Raw genomic sequence first — 18,742 nt, 5'->3', positions numbered from 1 at the left:
TTTATCCGCCCTTTTTTTATGTGATTTTTTCCAGATACTGCACTATGAACTGCACGCTGCGATTACCCCTGAACTCATTAATGTCCAGTTTGTAAGCCGCCTTGATATGCCGCAACCCCAACCAGTTCTCCGGCTTATCCACATAAAAAGCAATCGCATCGATCAACAAATTGCCGTGCGGTTTTCTGAGCACTAATTTAAGATGCCGCTCCTTGAGAATACGCGATTGAATCACATCAAAAACCCCGTCGAACACGGGCTCGGGGAATTCCTGCCCCCAAGTACCGGCATTTTGCAGCAAATCGGCAAATTCGATAGTCATTTCCTGTTCGGTCAACTCGCCGTCGGAATAGATTTTTTGCTCCAGATCGATAGTTGCCAGACGCTTTCTGACCATTTCATCAAAAGCCAGCGCAAAAGGCGGGTAGTCGTGCATTTTCAGGCTCATGCCTGCCGCCATCGCGTGTCCGCCGAATTTACTCAGCAATTTAGGATGTGCGGCGGCAATATCGCTCAGCACATCGCGAATATGAACGCCGGGAATTGAGCGGGCCGAGCCTTTTATCTCGTCTTTTCCGGCAGGCGCAAAGGCGATAACGGGACGATGCAGTTGGTCTTTAATCCGCGACGCCAAAATACCGATAACACCTTGGTGCCAGTTTGCATCAAACAAACAGACCCCCGCCGGCAAATGGTGCTCATCCAGGCGTTTCATCTCACTTAACAAGGCCGTGGCCTCGTTTTTCATTTGCCCTTCGATTTCCCGCCGGTCATTGTTCAGCTCATCGAGTTGCAGCGCCATTGTTTTTGCCAGCGCCGGGTCATCGGTCAGCAAGCATTGAATGCCCAGCGACATATCGTCCATACGCCCTGCCGCATTAAGCCTAGGCCCCAGCGCAAAACCCAAATCGGAGGCAAAAATGGCTTCAGGTTTTCTGCCCGATACCTCGATCAGTGCATTGATCCCCGGATGCGCCCGCCCCGTGCGTATTCTTAACAAACCCTGATGAACCAGAACCCGGTTGATTTGATCCAGCGCCACCACGTCGGCGACCGTACCCAAGGCGACATAATCGAGCAATTGGGCAAGATTAGGCTCCTGAACCTGGTTAAGCTCGAACCAGTTCTGTTCCCTTAACCGGCTCCTTAAAGCCATCAACACATAGAACATAACGCCGACACCGGCAAGCGCACCGCTGGGGAATTGATCGTCGGCCAGATTCGGATTGACGATGGCGTCCGCAACAGGCAACTCATGACCCGGCAAATGATGGTCGGTGATCAGGACTTTTATGCCCAACTCTTTAGCTACCCTAACCCCGTCTATGCTGGATATGCCGTTATCCACGGTAATAATCACATCAGGGTTTTGCAGCTGAACCAGATCGACGATTTCAGGCGTCAAGCCGTAACCGTATTCAAAGCGGTTGGGTACAACAAATAAAACTTCCCCAGCCCCCAGCAATTGCAAGCCCTTGATAGCCACCGCGCAACTGGTAGCGCCGTCGGCATCGAAGTCAGCCACGATGCAAATTTTTTGCCGCTCATTGATTGCCGTGATCAAATGCCCGACCAAAGCTTCCATGCCCGACAGCAGCCACGGCGACGGCAGTTTTGCCAGCGTCCTGTCCAGTTCCGCTTCCGAAGTTAAGCCCCTGGCTAAAAAGATGCGCTCCAATATGGGATGCATTTGGCCCAGGTTAGCGCGTTTTTTCGGGACAGGACGGGTAACTATGGTTTTTTTTACACCTTGATAATACATGGGGTTTCCAATAAAAAAGCCGACATTGGTCGGCTTTAAATTTTACAAAAATTCACCACGAAGACACGAAGAACACGAAGGTTTTATTGAAAACTTAGCGTAGGGCGTGCCGTGCGTGCCAAAAGATAGAAGGTTGGGCTTTAATTAAATCCCTAACTCTCAAAAAAGGTACGCACAGTGAACTTTGCTTAGCTATGTAAATAGCTTAACAAACCACGGCATAGCCTCAGCCGCAATAATAACGCCAAGCATCCATTTTACCAGCATCAACTCCCCTCCCATACGCGTATCGAGCTTGTCAATGCGTGACTCTAATCTTAATTCAGTATCTTTAAGATCGCGCTTGGTTGCTAAATCAGCTTCACCGGATGCATCACGGAAAGCTTCCGACATTGCTTTGGCTTGTTCTTCGGGTACACCCGCAGATTTTAGTTTTTCAACGAATTTAAGCGTATCAAATGTCACAGCCGTCATAACGCATCTCCTGAAAAATAACTATCTGTAAAGTGTAAGCTACCCATGTAATCCGAACAAGAGCGCATTCGCACACTATTGACGAACACCGTTTTCGTAAGTCGAATATGCCGACATCGCCATCGGCTTTACATTATTTGATCGTTCTCGGATGAGTTGCAGAAAAATGGATTAATTCACCATGAAGACACGAAGAACATGAAGTTTTTGCCTTATTTTTCTTCGTGAACTTCGTGTCTTCGTGGTGAAAATACATTACAAACAATCCAAAATAGCCCGCTTAACCGCATCCAGACTGGCTTCAATCGTCACCGGATGTGCCGCGGCGCATTGCGAGATAGCGGTATCGGGATCTTTCAAGCCGTTACCGGTCAAGGTGCAGACAATTTTGCTGCCTTCGGGGATTTTACCGGAACCGATGTCCTGCAAGGCTCCAGCTAAAGATGTCGCCGAAGCCGGCTCGCAAAAGATGCCCTCATACTGGGACAGCATTTTTTGCGCGGCTAAAATCTGTTCGTCGGTGAACTTGTCAAACCAGCCGCCGGATTCTTTTTGCGCGGCCCAGGCAAAATCCCAGGATTGCGGATGGCCGATGCGTATCGCCGTAGCAATGGTTTCCGGCTCGTCGATCATGTGACCGGCAACGAACGGCGCGGCCCCGGCCGCCTGATAACCGCACATGACCGGGCGAGTGCTGCACACACGACTGACGGCATATTCGGTATAGCCTTTCCAGTATGCGCTTATGTTTCCGGCATTGCCGACCGGCAGGCAGTGATAGTCGGGCGCGAAACCGAGGTCGTCGACGATTTCAAAGGCGGCGGTTTTTTGTCCGTCAAGCCTGAACGGGTTGATCGAGTTCACGATGGTGACCGGCGCATGGTCGGCGATTTCCTTAACCAGCGACATGCCTTTATCGAAGTTGCCGTTAATCTGGATAATCTCAGCGCCGTACATCAGCGTTTGCGCCAGCTTGCCCTGGGCAATCTTGCCTTCGGGTATCAACACGAAAGCTTTGATGCCGGCGCGCGCCGCGTAGGCTGCGGCAGCGGCGGAGGTATTGCCGGTTGAGGCGCAGATAATCGCCTGGCTGCCTTCTTCCACGGCTTTGGTAACCGCCATGGTCATGCCGCGATCCTTGAATGAACCGGTCGGATTCAAGCCTTCGAACTTGACGTAAATCTCAACATCCTTGCCGATCAAGCGGGGGATGTTTTGCAGTTGAATCATCGGCGTATTGCCTTCGTTCAAGCTGATGATGCGGGTGCTTGCGCTGACCGGCAAGCGGTCTCTGTAGCGTTCAATCAAGCCGGTGTAGTGTTTTTGCGTAGACATGTTTTATTTATCCCAAAGTTTCCAGGCGGATGCGGTTGACTTTACCGCTAACGGTTTTTAACGCTTCAATTTCAGCGATAGCCGCGTTCATTTCTTTTTCCAGCGTGATTTGCGTCAGTATGATAATCGGTACCGACGTTTCATTGTTCAGCGGCACTTTCTGGCTGATGGCTTCAATACTTATTTGATGCTCGGCCAGAATACGGGTCACTTCAGCCAAAACGCCCGGTTTATCTTCCGCATTAAGCCGCAAATAATAAGCGGTCCTGAACATGTCAGCAGGCAATACCGGAATGTCCACTAAGGCATTGGCCTGAAACGCCAGATGCGGCACGCGGTTTTCCGGGTCGCTGGTCAAGGCCCTGACCACATCGATCACATCGGCGACGACGGACGATGCGGTAGGTTCGGCTCCGGCTCCGGCTCCGTAATAAAGCGTAGGCCCGACCGCATCGCCTTTAACCAAAACGGCATTCATGACGCCGTTGACGTTGGCGATAAGACGCCGTTCCGGGATCAGCGTCGGATGCACTCTTAATTCGATGCCTTCCGGCGTTTTGCGGGCGATACCCAGATGCTTGATTCGGTAACCCAGCTGTTCCGCGTATTCGACATCGGTACGGGTGATCTTGGTAATGCCTTCGGTATAAACCTTGTCGAACTGCAAAGGGATGCCGAAAGCGATCGATGCCAGAATGGTCAATTTATGACCGGCGTCTATCCCTTCCACATCGAAAGTAGGATCGGCTTCCGCGTAACCCAGAGCTTGCGCCTCGGCCAATACGTCGGCAAAATCGCGGCCTTTGTCGCGCATTTCGGTCAGGATGAAATTACCGGTGCCGTTGATGATGCCCGCCAGCCATTCGATCTGGTTGCCGCTCAAGCCTTCGCGTATCGCTTTGATAATCGGAATGCCGCCGGCGACAGCGGCTTCGAACGCGACGATCACGCCTTTTTCGCCGGCTTTGGCGAAAATCTCGTTGCCGTGCAAGGCAATCAGCGATTTGTTCGCGGTAACGACATGCTTGCCGTTTTCTATGGCTTTCAGCACCATGTCTTTGACCGGCCCGGCCCCGCCGATCAGCTCCAGAACGATTTCAATTTCGGGGTCATTGATAATTTCATAAGGATCGGTCGTTAAGGCGATGCCTTGCGTGTCGCAAATGCGCTGCTTGTTTAAATCCTTGGCCGAAGCGCGGGTGATAATAATTTCACGCCCTGCCCTGCGGGCGATTTCCGCCGCGTTCCGCTTCAACACATTGACGGTGCCGCCGCCGACAGTACCCAATCCTAATACACCTACTTTTACCGGTTTCAAATCAAACTCCAGTTAAAAAATTATTATATGACCTTGTCTTTCTTCATCATATTGCGTATGCCGCGAACCGCTTGGCGCGTCCGGTGTTCGTTCTCGATCAGGCCGAACCGGACATGATCGTCGCCATGCTGACCGAAACCGACGCCCGGCGAAACCGCCACTTTCGCTTCCGCCAGCAGTTTTTTTGAAAACTCGAGCGAACCCATGTGTTGATACGCTTCGGGGATACGCGCCCAAACGAACATCGTGGCTTTGGGTTTTTCAACCGGCCACCCTGCTGCGGTTAAACCGTCGCACAGCACATCGCGCCGTTTCCGGTACATCTCGGCAATCTCCGCCACGCATTCCTGCGGGCCTTCAAGGGCTGCAATCGCGGCAATTTGAATCGGCGTAAACGTGCCGTAATCCAGGTAAGATTTAATCCGCGCCAACGCGCTTACCAGTTCTTTGTTGCCGCACATGAAGCCCACACGCCAGCCGGGCATGTTGTAACTTTTCGACAGCGAGAAAAACTCGACCGCGATGTCTTTTGCGCCTTCGACCTGAAGAATCGACGGTGCCTTGTAGCCGTCGAAAACGATGTCCGCATAAGCAATATCCTGTACCACCCAGATGTTATGCTCTTTGGCGACAGCGATAATTTTCTCGAAAAAATCCAGCTCCACACACTGCGTGGTCGGATTGCCGGGAAAATTAAGGATCAGCATTTTCGGTTTGGGCCATGAATCGATAATGGCTTTATGCAGCTCATCAAAAAAATCACCGCCCGGAACCATCGGCACATGCCTGAGATCGGCGCCGGCAATCACCACGCCGTAAGGATGTATCGGATAAGCGGGGTTCGGCACCAGCACAACATCCCCAGGCCCCAAAGTCGCCAACGCCAAGTGCGCCAAACCTTCTTTTGAACCTATGGTCACAATCGCCTCGGAATCCGGGTCCAGATCGACATCAAAGCGGTTCTTATACCAGGTGCAGATGGCTTTTCTTAACCGGGGTATGCCTTTGGAAACCGAATACCGATGGGTATCGGGGCGTTGGGCGGACTCAATCAATTTATTGACGATATGGTCAGGCGTGGCTTGATCGGGATTGCCCATGCCGAAATCGATAATATCTTCCCCGGCCGCTCGTGCTTTGGCTTTCAGATCAGTAACAATATTAAAAACGTAGGGAGGTAATCGACTTATTCTTTGAAATTGTTCCATTGACTGCTCTTGAAAAACCGGTGTTTAAGTTAAAGTTAAAAAATGTTGCCCAAAGTACTGTTATTAATAAGCTATGTCAAACCGAAACAGCCCTGTAGGCCGGAATACGCTATACGGCGAGCAAGGCTTGCTCCACGCGCAGCAAATCTTCTTGCGTATCGACACCGGCGGCCGGTGTTTTATCTACGATTTTTACCCGGATAGCTTCGCCGTGCCACAGTATTCTCAGCTGCTCCAGCGATTCGACCGACTCCAGCTTTGACGCATCCCACAGGCAGTAGCGGTTTAAAAAATCAACCGTATAAGCGTACATGCCGATATGCCGAAGGTACGGCAGTTTCCCGGAGGGCGCGCCGCCTGAGCGGCTGAACGCATCCCTTTCCCAAGGAATAGGCGCTCGGCTGAAATAAAGCGCATAACCGTCTTTGTTCAAAACCACCTTGACCGCATTGGGATTGAAAATTTCTTCGGGATCGTTGATTTCAGCGGCCAGCGTCGCTATGCCTGCGAGCTCTTGATCTGCCAATGCTTCAGCGGCATCACGGATATAAGCCGGCGGAATCAGCGGTTCGTCGCCTTGCAGGTTAACGATGATTTCATCGCCGGCCCAGCCGCAAAGCCGTGCGACTTCTGCAATTCTTTCGGTGCCGCTTTGATGGTCGGCACGAGTCATGACCGCTTTAATGCCCAAATCAGCGACGGCCTGCAAAATCCGCTGATCGTCGGTAGCGACAACAATTTCGTCGGCATCGGCTTCCTGCGCGCGTTCGCAGACATGCGCAATCATCGGTTTGCCGGCAATGTTCAGCAACGGCTTGCCCGGCAATCGTGTCGACCCGTATCGTGCCGGGATCACGACTTTAAAACGCACACTCATTTGGAGTATGCGTCGATTTCGTCACTGCTTAATTCGCGGGCTTCATCTTCAAGCATGACCGGAATGTCGTCACGAATAGGGAAAGCAAGGCGGTCGGCTTTGCAGATAAGCTCCTGCTTGGACTTGTCATAAATCAACGGACTCTTGCATAAAGGACAGGCCAGAATATCAAGCAGTTTTTTATCTATCATGGTTTTCTCGTAATTGAAGTTAAGTGGCATAACTCGCCTTTTGGGCATTTTACAGCATTTTACAGCATTTTTAAGCAGCCTGTTTTATACGCGTATCGGTCGGTCATAAGTCTGAATCGACATGGATTGCCGACTATGGTCAAATAAGATGCAACTGCCTGAATACGAGGTTTTCAGCATGACCGAACTATCGTTGTGTTTCTATTGCATCATCCAGGCTATCGTGTTGCTTGTTGCCGCGAACGGCGCGCCGGTGCTGGCTGCTAAAGCATTAGGCAGACGCTGGGCCTGGCCGGTGGATTATGGATTAACATTGCCTGACGGACAGCGCTTGTTCGGCCGCGCCAAAACCTGGCGCGGCGTATGCTCGGCTGTTTTATTGACCACCCTTGCAGCAATTTCAATCGGAATAACGCCCTTAACAGGAGCATTATTCGGCGCTCTGGCAATGGCCGGAGATTTGTTGGCAAGCTTTAGCAAGCGCCGAATGGGCTGCGCTGAAAGCGGCCGGGCGCGAGGCCTGGACACGGTACCCGAATCGCTGCTGCCGATATGGCTGTTAAAAGAACCGCTGGCATTGGGTTTGATCGACATCATCCTGATAGTGGCGCTGTTTTTCCTGATGGAGGAATGGATCTCGCCGGTGCTTTACCGGTTGCATATCCGCAAGCGGCCTTATTAGACTAACTTCACTCACTAAAGTACCTATGAATAAACAAGGATTACGGGTATTAACCTACAACATCCATAAAGGCTTTAATGTCGGCAACCGGCGCTTTGTGCTGCACCAGATACGGGATGCATTGGTAGCCGCCGACGCCGATTTGATGTTCTTGCAGGAAATGCAGGGCGAGCACCAGCGCCACGAGAAAAAAATCCCGGATTGGCCGGTTTTGTCCCAGCTTGAGTTTCTCGCCGAAAACACTTGGCCTTTCCACGCCTACGGCAAGAATGCGATTTATAATGCCGGTCATCACGGCAACGCCATCCTGAGCAAACACCCGTTCGTGCGCTGGGAAAACATCAATGTCTCGCCCTTCCCCTGGGCCAGCCGCAGCTTGCTGCATGGCGTTATAAGATTGCCGAATAGCAATCAGGATCTTCATATTGTGTGCATACATTTCGGCTTGGTCGGCAAAGAGCGCCGCCTGCAGATAGGCAAGTTATGTGCGCGTATCGACAGCCATGTGCCGCATGACGCGCCGCTGATCATAGCCGGCGATTTTAACGACTGGCTGGGACAAGCTGACCGGCTGCTGCACGATCATTTGGGTTTGCAGGAAATTTTCCGCAAGACTCACGGCCGCTACGCGCGAAGCTTTCCGGCCTGGATGCCTTTTTTACCGATGGACCGCATTTATTACCGCGGCTTAACGCCGCTATCCTGTGAACGGCTGGGCCACGCACCGTGGCATACGCTTTCAGACCACGCACCACTGACCGCTACGTTTGCCTTATGAACATGACGCAATCAAAACTGACCTTGCCCAACCTGTTGACCGGGTTTCGCTTTGTGGCGGCGCCGGTGTTGCTGTGGTTGGCATGGCATGGGCACGGCATCGCCTTTATGGCGTTGCTGGCGGTTGCTTTTCTTACCGATTTGCTGGACGGCATGGCCGCCCGCTTGACCGGACAGGTTACCGAGTTCGGCGCAACCCTGGACAGCTGGGCGGACGTCGTCAATTATCTGACCATAGCCTTGTGTTGTTGGTGGTTGTGGCCGGATATGGTGGGCCGTGAACTGCTCTACGTCAGCCTGATTGTCGCCAGCTGTCTGTTACCGGCGCTGGCGGGTTTTTTCAAGTTCGGGCGTTTTACCAGCTACCATACCTGGGCGGTCAAAATCGCCGCCGGCGCTATGGGCCTGACCTTGTACGTGCTGTTCCTGGGCGGCCCGGCATGGCCGTTCCGCGTGGCCGCCGTGATCTGCATCATTGCGGCCGTTGAAGAGATCGCAATTACCCTGATATTACCTGAACCTGAATCCAACCTGCGTTCGGTCTGGGATGTATTGAAGCGTTCCGTGCGGAATAATCGCCGGTCATAGCCTCCTCAAATACCGATACCGACAAAATACAACATATATTCCATGCATCATTCATTAATTGACGACAATGGGCGGCAAGAGGCCAAATTAACCCTTAGCCAGGTTTTACATTGGTTGCAGGAAGACGGGATGATTTCCGACTCTGACTTTAAAAAGTGCCAAATATATGGAAAATCACCCAGCCAACAAGCCAAACACCCGCTCAAGATTATTGTCGAATGCGGCGTAACCGACCAAAGCCAACTGGCAAAACCGTTAACGCTTGAAAACCTGACCCAGTGGCTGGCCAAAAAAGTTAACCTGCCTTATTACTATATCGACCCGTTAAAAATCGACATTCCATCGGTGACCTTGATTTACAGTCACGCTTATGCGGCAAATTACAACATCCTGCCGATCAAAGTGAGCAAAGACGAAGCCGTCATTGCGACCGCGGAACCCTATATCCGCGCTTGGGAGGCTGACCTTAAAAAAATCCAACCGGGCCGGATAACCCGGGTAATAGCCAATCCCGATGAAATCAGGCGGTATTTGGGCGAATTTTACGCGTTTGCAAAATCCTTAAAAGGAGCAACCGATAACTCCGCCGGTCAAACAGCCAACACCCTGTACAATTTCGAGCAATTGGTGGAACTGGGCCAGATCAGCAATCTGGATGCGGAAAACCAGCATATCGTCAATCTGGTCAACTGGCTGCTGCAATATGCGTTCGACCAGCGCGCCAGCGATATTCATATCGAACCACGCCGCAGCCAGGGCAACGTGCGCTTTAGAATCGACGGCATTTTACATGATGTTTATCAACTGCCCGCGGCCATTATGAATCCGGTCATGAGCCGGTTAAAGATTCTCGGCAGGATGAACATTGCCGAAAAAAGACTGCCGCAAGACGGCCGCATTAAAACCCATATCGCAGGGGCAAAAGAAATAGAGTTGCGGCTTTCCACGATGCCCAGCGCTTTTGGCGAAAAAATGGTCATGCGCGTGTTCGACCCCGAAGTATTGACCCGCGATTATAAACAGCTGGGATTCAACAACTATGAAAAGACAATCTGGAACCGATTGATTCAACACTCGCACGGCATCATCCTGGTCACCGGCCCTACAGGCTCAGGAAAAACCACCACGCTGTACTCAACCTTGAAACATCTGGCTACACCGGAAGTCAACCTGTGCACCGTAGAAGATCCGATTGAGCAGATAGAACCCAGCTTTAACCAGTTACAGGTTAAAGCCAATATAGGCCTGACCTTCGCCAGCGGCATACGCACCTTAATGCGTCAGGATCCCGACATTATTATGGTCGGCGAAATCCGCGATCTGGAGACGGCGGAAATGGCGATTCAGGCCTCGCTTACCGGGCATCTGGTGTTTTCGACCTTGCATACCAATAATGCGCCCTCGGCGGTGGTTCGTTTGCTGGACATTGGCGTGCCTGCTTATTTGATTCAACTGACTTTGTTGGGCGTAATGGCGCAGCGCTTGGTGCGGGTTTTATGCCGGGAATGCAAAAGACGGGTCGGCATAAACGATGAACAGTGGTCGCAATTAATCACCCCTTACACAGCCCCGACTCCCGCCCATATCTACGAAGCGGTCGGTTGTAAAGAATGTAGGCATACCGGCTATTCGGGCCGCATCGGTATTTATGAAATATTCAGCAACTCACCGGCGTTAAAAAAACTCATGGTCAGCGGCTGCGACAGCAACGTACTGCGAAAACAGGCCATGCTTGAAGGCATGCGGCCGTTGCGCCTCAGTGCGGCGGAAAAGGTAGCGACCGGGATAACCAGTGTTGATGAAATGTTGAGAGTCACGCCGGAAAATATCGAGGATTAATGCAACCGTAAAAAACCAAGTTGCGAATGGAGATCAACCGGATAATCTTCTTATTCTGGAGCCAGGCGGAAGCCAATCGAGTAATAACCCAGCTCCGGGGTTGGATTTCCTCCTTTAAATATGATAAAAATGGAACTAAAGCAAATAAATAAGGAGATGAACAGTGGATTTATCTGATTGTCGGCGCAATTCGCGGCGCACATCAAAGAGTCGACGCACGGCTGACAGGCGCATAGCCCCCTATCCGTTCGGCTCCCCGGAGTGGGTGGAACATGTAAAAAAGAATTATGTGGCCTGGCCGAAATCGGATCGCCGCGACCAAAACAGACGCTGCAATGAGCGCCGGGCGCCTGACCGAAGGCACCAGCAGCTTTCCGAGCAGGGCCGTTCCGAACTGAAATTTTCCACTATTTTGCTGACACAAGAAGAACGGCAATTAATCGAAAACTTGTATCTGAGCGATTTCGAATAACTGCTTTTAGCGCCGCGCCCAGGAATCATGCGCCGGAGCATCGTCAATACCAAGTCTTCTCTAACTCTTCTGTTCCTCATTCAATATTAGCGTAAGCCGGAAACGCCTCTCGCTGCCGCTGAATTCGGCTTATTTCCGCCTACAGAACTAATTGCTCAAAACTCAATCCGGCAAATTTGCTTTATCCCCCCTACCCCTTATAATCATTCCTGCTTTCAGGTTCCAGAGGGTTTTTCAGGCCCAATGGTTAAACGGGAAGTCGGTATCCAAATCCGACGCTGCCCCCGCAACGGTATGTAAGTAAAAGTTTCATCGAGACGCCACTGTGTTCACGCATGGGAAGGTGATGATTCAGGTTTAACGCCACTTATAAGCCCGGAGACCGGCCCGAAAGTTTAATCCGGTACAGCGGAGGGCTGTCAGCGAAAATGACAGTACAGCTCCGCGTCATCTCTCGTTTTCCTTTGTCCTCTGTTGTGTACTCACAACCATCATGCGCGGGCGGCGCAGAGGACACACATGCAAAAATTCATCTTCAGCCCATTATTAGCCACTGGTTTTAATACCTCACCACAAACTCCGAAAAACCTTCCCGATATAACTCCGCTTGGCGGTCGAAAAAAATATCGCCATCCCTATCAGGCTAAAATCCATGTTGGTATCGGAATTTTGTTGGGCCTGAACTGCGTGATGGTTCAAGCAGACTCCAAGGCAGAGGAACCTCAATCAGTGAGACTCGAAGAAATGGTCGTTACAGGAGATGGGCGAGCAAAAACTCTTATCGGTATGACCGGTTCGGCATCCCAGGGCGAAGTGAGTCAGGCGCAATTTGAATACCGCCCGCTTTCCCGTAACGGCGAGCTAATGGAAGTGATACCAGGTGCGTTAGCTAACCAGCACAGCGGTTCCGGCAAGGCTAATCAGTATTTCCTGCGCGGTTTCAATCTCGACCACGGCACCGACTTTACGACCTACGTCGACGGCATTCCGATGAACATGCCCACCCATGCTCATGGGCAGGGTTATATGGACATTAACAGCATCATTCCCGAATTGGTAAACAAGATTGAATACGGCAAAGGCCCGTATTATGCCGAGGTCGGAGATTTTTCATCAGCCGGTTATTCTAAAATGTTCTCGATGAACAAATTGCCTGAAGGCATTTTGAAGTTTACCGGCGGCGAGTTCGGTTATTACCGTTCCCTGCTGGCTAACTCCAACAAAATCGGCAACGGCGATCTGCTTTACGCCGGCGAATTCAATTTCTACAACGGCGTCTGGCAGCAGCCGGAAGATTCGAAAAAATTCAACGGCATGCTGCGTTACACCCTGGATAAGGGCGACTGGGGTCTGTCGGCTAACGGAAAGGGTTATACCAACGACTGGACGGCAACCAACCAGATCCCTCAAGCCTTGGTTGATAACAGCACGCTCGGCCTTTACGACACCATGAGCCCTACGGACGGAGGCACAACCAACCGCTACAGTTTTTCAAGCAATCTCTGGAACAAAGGCGGCAACTGGAAAAATGACGCCAATATCTATGCGCTCTACTACGATCTGAATTTATTTTCCAACTTTACCGGTTATGCGGATAACCCGGTTGACGGCGATCAGATTCACCAGTTTGAACGTCGGGTACAGACCGGAGGCAATATCGAACATACCCGCTACAACAAGCTGTTCGGTTTTGATATGGACAACACCGTGGGTTTCCAGCTTCGTCACGATGAAATCATGGGCTTGGGCTTGGATCACACCGTTAACAGACAATATCTCAGCACGGTCAGTCACAGCAATATCAGCGAGACCACTGCCGGCGTTTATCTGAAGAACCAGACTTATTGGCATGAAAAAGTCCGCACCATTGCCGGTTTGAGGGGCGATTTTATCCATAACGATGTCACGGTGCTCGACACGGCCACGCATGATCCTAATGTCAATGCGGCAAATTCAGGCAATCGAGATCAAGCGCTAGTCAGTCCGAAACTAAGCCTGGTCATCGGCCCCTGGTTCAATACCGAATATTTTATCAATGGCGGTTTCGGCTATCACTCCAACGATGCGCGCGGCACTACACTGCGATTCGATCCGGGTACCGGCGCGGCACTGGACAGTAGCGCCGCCAGAATCTCGCCTATGGCCCAGTCACGCGGCGCTGAGGCCGGAATTCGCAGCAACTTTATCAACGGCCTGAACAGCACGCTGGCATTATGGTGGCTGGAGAGCGACCAAGAACTGGTGTTTACGGGCGATACCGGTACAACTGAAGTGAAAGGAAAATCACATCGATACGGCGTTGAATGGACCAATTACTACAAACCTACAGATTGGTTGACGCTGGATGCCGACTTTGCGTTGACTTCGGCGCGTTATGCGGCGACTCCAGAAGGCGAAACCAACAGCTATATCCCGAACTCGGTGGGCAGAGTCATCACGACGGGTGCTACCGTGGTTGCGCCTAACGGCCTGTTCGGCACGGTACGCTTGCGTCATTTCGGCGACATGCCGCTGGATTCGTCCGGTACGTTCCGGGCCGGTTCTACCAGCATCGTCAATCTGGGAGCGGGTTACAAACAAAAGCAATATAAACTGGAACTCGATATGTTCAATATTTTCGATTCGTCCGCCAACGATATTGCCTACGCCTATCAATATGCCTATCCCGCCGGCGCCGCATCGCAGACAGGGCTTATGAAACACCCGGTCGAGCCGAGAATGGTGCGGGCAACAGTCACGGTCAATTTCTAACGAAAATCTGGTGAAATTTTATCTATTCCGCCCTGGGTTTCTACTGAGCGGAACGCTCATAAGAGCGTCAAGTTAAAAAGCACATCGTCATTCCGGCAGGGATTGCCGACATGACGACTAAAACACTTCCGGCCAATAGCTGATGGATCGGATTTTGTCATCAGGTATTACCCAGTAAAATTTGCTTTATCAATATATCTCCCTATAATTGCGCCTTGCTTTCAGGTTCCAGAGGGTTTTTCAGACCCAATGGTTAAACGGGAAGTCGGTATCCAAATCCGACGCTGCCCCCGCAACGGTATGTAAGTAAAAGTTTCATCGAGACGCCACTGTGTTCACGCATGGGAAGGTGATGATTCAGGCTAACGCCACTTATAAGCCCGGAGACCGGCCCGAGAGTGTAATTCGGTACAGCGGAGGGCTGTCAGCGAAAATGACAGTACAGCACCGCTTTATCTCTCGTTTTCCTTTGTCCTCTGTTGTGTACTCACAACCATCATGCGCGGGCGGCGCAGAGGACATCATGCAAAAAATCATCTTCGGCTCATTATTGCTCACGGGGTTTAATACCCCGTTACATGCGCAGGAAACTGTGCAAAACCTTCCCGACCAAATTGTTACGGCCACCCGAACAGAAACGGCTAAAAACCAGCTGGCGGCTGCGGCCACTGTCTATACCCGCAAAGACATTGAGCGCTTGCAGGCCAAAACCCTGCCGGAACTGTTAAGCGGCACGACCGGCATCGACATGTCGCAAAGCGGCGGCTATGGGAAGGATACCAATATTTACCTGCGGGGAACCAATGCCGACCATGTACTGGTGCTGATTGACGGCATTAAAGTCGGCTCCGTCACTTCCGGCACCACACCCTTTCAATTTATTCCGCTCGATCAGGTCGAGCGGGTGGAAATAATCCGCGGCCCTCAATCGAGCCTCTACGGCTCCGAGGCGATAGGCGGGGTTATCCAGATTTTCACCCGCAAAGGCAATCAAGATGAAAAACCCAGCGTTACCCTGGATGCAGGCGGCGGCAGCTATGACACTTACCGCGTTTCCGGTACTGTCAGCGGCAAATGGAAAAACAGCTGGTATAGTTTGGGTTCATCGCAGTTCGGTTCCCAGGGTTTTAATACCCGGCAGTCTATTAAAGGTTTAAACCAACCCGACAAGGACGGTTACCTGAACACGGCGCTGAACGCCCGCTTAGGCCACCGTTTCGACAACAATGCCGAAGTTGAGACGTTTTTTATGCGGGCCGAGGGGAAAAACGAATACGACGGCACCGCCCAAAATAAAACGGAATTTATGGAGCAAACTCTCGGCACCACAGCCAGTATAAACATTGTCGATAACTGGCGCTCCATACTGCGTCTGGGACAAAGCCGCGACGACGGCGACAATTTTGCGCCTGATGGAGCATTTTCCAGTAGCTTCAACAGCACCCGCTGGAACGTCAGTTGGTTGAACGAGGTCGCCTTGTCCGATGATCACCAGATGGTTATCGGTTCCGACTACCGCCTGGATCAGGTCGACAGCTCAACCGCCTACAACGAAAGTTCCCGCTATGATGCGGGTATTTTTACCGAATTGCACAGCCGCATTCTGGACGACCACTTTATCAACGCATCGGTACGCGGGGATAAAAACGAAGCCTTCGGCGAGCAGGTGACCGGCAATTTCGGTTGGCGTTATAACGGGGTCTACGGCATCAGCCCGTTTGCCGGCTTCGGCAATGCGTTTAAAGCGCCGACATTTAACCAGCTGTATTTTCCGGGATTCGGCAATCCCTCGCTGAAAGCCGAACAATCAACCTCGTTCGAAGCGGGGCTGGCCGGTGACCATGATGGGCTGCAATGGGAACTTCGCGGCTACCATACCAATATCGACAATTTGATCGTGAACGTCACCAACCCGACAACCTTTCTATCCAGCGCGGAAAACGTCGGCAAGGCGCAAATTGACGGCATCGAAGCTGAAATCGGAACTCAAATCATGGGCTGGAACAGCAAGTTGAACATGAACCTGCTGAGCCCTAAAAACCGCGAGACTGACATGCGGCTGCCGCGCCGCGCGGAAAAAACCTTATCTTATGATTTGTCGCGCTCATTCGGACAGTTTGACCTGGGCGCTCATGTAATGGCTCAAGCCGAGCGTTTTGACGATGTGCAAAACAAAACCAAGATTGGCGGCTATGTAACCGTTGATTTACGCACAGCCTATCATTTAAACAAAAACTGGATACTGAGCGCAAAACTGAACAACCTGCTGGATAAACAGTATCAAACCATCAGCACCTACAATACCGCGGACCGGAATTTCTTTCTTTCAATCCACTACAACAACTAACCTTTGGAGAAACACCACTATGAACATAAAACAATGGCTGCAAGCAGACTATTTGCCTATCCCCCTGATCGCACTGATGGCGCTGACGCGCTTTCATCACTTTGGCGACGTATTGCATCTGCCCGATGCAACGCTTGCGGTTTTTTTCTTTGCCGGTTTTTACCGCAAAAAAGCCTTATTCCCCTTCTTGCTGGTTCTGGCCGGATTGATTGACACCATCGCCATATCAAACGGCACCAGCAGTTGGTGCGTGTCGCCCGCCTACGTTTTCCTGATTCCGACCTATGCGGTCATGTGGTTTGCAGGCCGATACTGCTCGGCGTTTAAATCGCTGAAACCGGCTGAACTTTTAATGCAGTTTGGCGTAATAACGCTGGCGACATCGGCTGCATTCGCCATTTCAAACGGCAGTTTCTATGTGCTTTCCGGTCGTTATCCTGATTTATCCTGGGGGCAGTATTTTTCACGGGTAGCCATGTATTACCCGCCTTATGTCAGTTCCGCCCTGCTCTATATGGTTTTGGGTTATGGCATCATGAAGCTGGTCAAGTCATTGCCTGATTTGGTGGCTAGTCATAAAGAAGTTTAAAGAAGTTGGTTCGGGTTAACGGCCTTGCGCCCCCGAGGTGTTGCCGTTAACCCGACATCAGCCCAAAAAGTTTGCAGAGTCTGAAGCTTAGAATTATTACCATTGTTCGTTGTGAGTATTCATGATTCAATTACCTTGCTTTTATATGTCGCCACATGAATTTATTTTAGAGCATACTGACTGTACAACATGATGAAATGTTTTACATCTATTAGGATGTTTAATTATAGCTAGGCAGATTTACAACACACCTTTAGCAGGTGTGATCTAGGAGAAGCATAATGAGTTACGATGAAAACGACGCTGCAATGGATGCTTTCTACGATGAAATGCGAGAACAACTCTATCCTGAGATAATTAATGACTTTACGAGTGAGCGACTTCAATCATATTTTTTATCTTATCCAGAGGCGGCAAAACCTGCTTATTTAGCCCTGGAAGAATTTCTACGTCTTCGGGATGCTGGTTTTTTTTCTGCCGCCTTCCTTTTTGCAGTCATAGCCGCAGAAGTTGCTGTAAAAACCGCATTACTAAAGCCAATAGTACATGGATTAATTCATAACTTACATACATCAACACTCATTACCGACCTTGTTGTTAGGAACGGCTTAGATAGGATTGAAAATTTACTTTTCGAATCGCTGAATAGTGTTGCTAACATTGACCTCAATTCATTTTGTCGCCCTACCAGTGATCAAAAGCTATGGTCAGAAATCAAAGACTTACAGAAAAAACGAGACCATCTTGTTCATCGGGCGCAAATGCCGTCATCAACCGAGGCTGAAATAGCAATTTCTGTCGCCAGTGCAGTTTTAGAAACCGTATTCCCCATTGTCATCAAGGCAATCGATTTACATCTACACGAACGCGGGCGTATTTGTAACGATTCCTTGTGTAAATTGGAAGGAGAATATAGTCCAGAATGGATAGAAGAATTGAGAAGTCGCCGCAATTCTAATGCCTAATAATTCAGTCAAAAGTACGCTATGAGTAATGGTAGTTGGGAGGTATTAATGAAACTTGATGGACTAATCCCCTTATACAAAAGCATGAAATCTCAAAATATTGAGAGGTACAAATTTGAATACAAAGCAAGCAAAGCAGTATTTGACGTATTCTTCTTTATTGACGGCTCCCCCTTTCTTCTTCTGTTTGGCGTTAAAGCAGAAAACTTTAGCTTCGAGCTAGAAGTCAACAACGGTTTCGTTATCGATCACAACCTCGATAGATCAACTTATAAAAGGTTGTGTGAGGTACTGGGACTTGAATTTGATCCAAAGCGACCAATTTAGCCCTTGGAACTTTTTTTCTGAGTTTAATGGAAAAATCCCTGAACAAGCATTTGAGCATCAGAAAGCGAAACCTCATGATGTTGCGCAGTACAAAAACATAGCAGAAGAAGCTGACAAGATTTATTTTGTTGGCTGGCGTGATAATTAGTCAGCCCTGAAAAAAGCCCCCGAACCATGCCTACAGATACCGAGACTCCGATCTCAGCCGGTAACAAGTTGTTAAGCGGAAGCCATTTCAAC

18 protein-coding genes and 2 riboswitches are annotated in these 18,742 nt (G+C 50.5%); of the genes, 10 read left to right on the top strand and 8 right to left on the bottom strand.

Translation table 11 applies throughout. The features are described 5' to 3' along the window. Positions 1-16: 16 nt before the first annotated feature. From recJ to B0F88_RS16270, 7 genes are all read right to left on the bottom strand, one after another. Positions 17-1,762, bottom strand: a complete 1,746-nt coding sequence (gene recJ / locus B0F88_RS16300; RefSeq protein ID WP_104424998.1) for a single-stranded-DNA-specific exonuclease RecJ — start codon at positions 1,760-1,762, stop codon at positions 17-19. A 192-nt stretch (positions 1,763-1,954) separates the two neighbouring features. Next, positions 1,955-2,236: a DUF1640 domain-containing protein gene (locus tag B0F88_RS16295; RefSeq protein ID WP_104424997.1), complete on the bottom strand. Its 282-nt coding sequence runs from the start codon at positions 2,234-2,236 to the stop codon at positions 1,955-1,957. 255 nt (positions 2,237-2,491) lie between these two features. Further along, the gene (gene thrC, locus B0F88_RS16290) at positions 2,492-3,571 is read right to left on the bottom strand and encodes a threonine synthase (protein ID WP_104424996.1); all 1,080 of its coding nucleotides are present in this window, start codon (positions 3,569-3,571) and stop codon (positions 2,492-2,494) included. 7 nt (positions 3,572-3,578) lie between these two features. Next, positions 3,579-4,889 (bottom strand): homoserine dehydrogenase, encoded by a 1,311-nt coding sequence (locus tag B0F88_RS16285; RefSeq protein WP_104424995.1) that lies wholly within the window; start codon positions 4,887-4,889, stop codon positions 3,579-3,581. Positions 4,890-4,912: 23 nt separating this feature from the next. Further along, a complete protein-coding gene (gene alaC, locus B0F88_RS16280) occupies positions 4,913-6,097 on the bottom strand; it encodes an alanine transaminase (RefSeq protein ID WP_104424994.1) in 1,185 nt (394 codons plus the stop codon). A 109-nt stretch (positions 6,098-6,206) separates the two neighbouring features. Then, positions 6,207-6,974: a 3-deoxy-manno-octulosonate cytidylyltransferase gene (gene kdsB, locus B0F88_RS16275; RefSeq protein ID WP_104424993.1), complete on the bottom strand. Its 768-nt coding sequence runs from the start codon at positions 6,972-6,974 to the stop codon at positions 6,207-6,209. Further along, a complete protein-coding gene (locus B0F88_RS16270; protein WP_181049932.1) occupies positions 6,971-7,165 on the bottom strand; it encodes a Trm112 family protein in 195 nt (64 codons plus the stop codon). The genes kdsB and B0F88_RS16270 overlap by 4 nt, the downstream gene beginning before the upstream one ends. A gap of 178 nt (positions 7,166-7,343) precedes the next feature. On the opposite strand from B0F88_RS16270, the gene B0F88_RS16265 reads away from it, so the two are divergent. The 10 genes from B0F88_RS16265 (at position 7,344) to B0F88_RS19580 (ending at position 18,502) form a co-directional block, all read left to right on the top strand. Beyond that, positions 7,344-7,847, top strand: coding sequence for a CDP-archaeol synthase (locus B0F88_RS16265; protein WP_104425041.1), 504 nt, complete (start codon positions 7,344-7,346; stop codon positions 7,845-7,847). Positions 7,848-7,872: 25 nt separating this feature from the next. Next, positions 7,873-8,625 (top strand): endonuclease/exonuclease/phosphatase family protein, encoded by a 753-nt coding sequence (locus B0F88_RS16260; protein WP_104424992.1) that lies wholly within the window; start codon positions 7,873-7,875, stop codon positions 8,623-8,625. Beyond that, on the top strand, positions 8,622-9,212 hold the full coding sequence (locus tag B0F88_RS16255) for a CDP-alcohol phosphatidyltransferase family protein (protein WP_104424991.1): 591 nt from the start codon (positions 8,622-8,624) through the stop codon (positions 9,210-9,212). Before B0F88_RS16260 ends, B0F88_RS16255 begins: the two co-directional genes overlap by 4 nt. A 42-nt stretch (positions 9,213-9,254) precedes the next feature. Continuing rightward, positions 9,255-11,051, top strand: a complete 1,797-nt coding sequence (locus tag B0F88_RS16250; RefSeq protein ID WP_104424990.1) for a GspE/PulE family protein — start codon at positions 9,255-9,257, stop codon at positions 11,049-11,051. Between the two features lie 163 nt (positions 11,052-11,214). Then, positions 11,215-11,523, top strand: a complete 309-nt coding sequence (locus tag B0F88_RS16245) for a hypothetical protein (protein WP_104424989.1) — start codon at positions 11,215-11,217, stop codon at positions 11,521-11,523. 200 nt (positions 11,524-11,723) lie between these two features. Further along, positions 11,724-11,928: riboswitch (cobalamin riboswitch) on the top strand. A gap of 324 nt (positions 11,929-12,252) precedes the next feature. After that, a complete protein-coding gene (locus tag B0F88_RS16240) occupies positions 12,253-14,274 on the top strand; it encodes a TonB-dependent receptor (RefSeq protein WP_258076706.1) in 2,022 nt (673 codons plus the stop codon). Between the two features lie 206 nt (positions 14,275-14,480). Beyond that, positions 14,481-14,684: riboswitch (cobalamin riboswitch) on the top strand. Between the two features lie 113 nt (positions 14,685-14,797). Beyond that, on the top strand, positions 14,798-16,621 hold the full coding sequence (locus B0F88_RS16235; protein WP_104424988.1) for a TonB-dependent receptor domain-containing protein: 1,824 nt from the start codon (positions 14,798-14,800) through the stop codon (positions 16,619-16,621). Between the two features lie 19 nt (positions 16,622-16,640). Beyond that, complete coding sequence (locus tag B0F88_RS16230; protein ID WP_104424987.1) at positions 16,641-17,210, top strand: hypothetical protein; 570 nt, start codon at positions 16,641-16,643, stop codon at positions 17,208-17,210. A gap of 281 nt (positions 17,211-17,491) precedes the next feature. Further along, entirely contained in the window at positions 17,492-18,175 is a 684-nt protein-coding gene (locus tag B0F88_RS16225) for a hypothetical protein (RefSeq protein WP_104424986.1), read from the top strand. A gap of 48 nt (positions 18,176-18,223) precedes the next feature. Next, positions 18,224-18,502: a hypothetical protein gene (locus B0F88_RS19580; RefSeq protein WP_104424985.1), complete on the top strand. Its 279-nt coding sequence runs from the start codon at positions 18,224-18,226 to the stop codon at positions 18,500-18,502. Between the two features lie 23 nt (positions 18,503-18,525). Here B0F88_RS19580 and B0F88_RS19800 read toward each other — a convergent pair. Further along, positions 18,526-18,742 (bottom strand): hypothetical protein (locus tag B0F88_RS19800; RefSeq protein ID WP_258076705.1); only part of this gene is annotated, 217 nt, incomplete at its 5' end.

This window comes from Methylobacter tundripaludum (genome assembly GCF_002934365.1).
GTDB lineage: Bacteria > Pseudomonadota > Gammaproteobacteria > Methylococcales > Methylomonadaceae > Methylobacter_A > Methylobacter_A tundripaludum_A.
The sequence above is the reverse complement of the archived record's forward strand: the minus strand, read 5'-3'. Positions and strand labels throughout refer to the sequence as shown.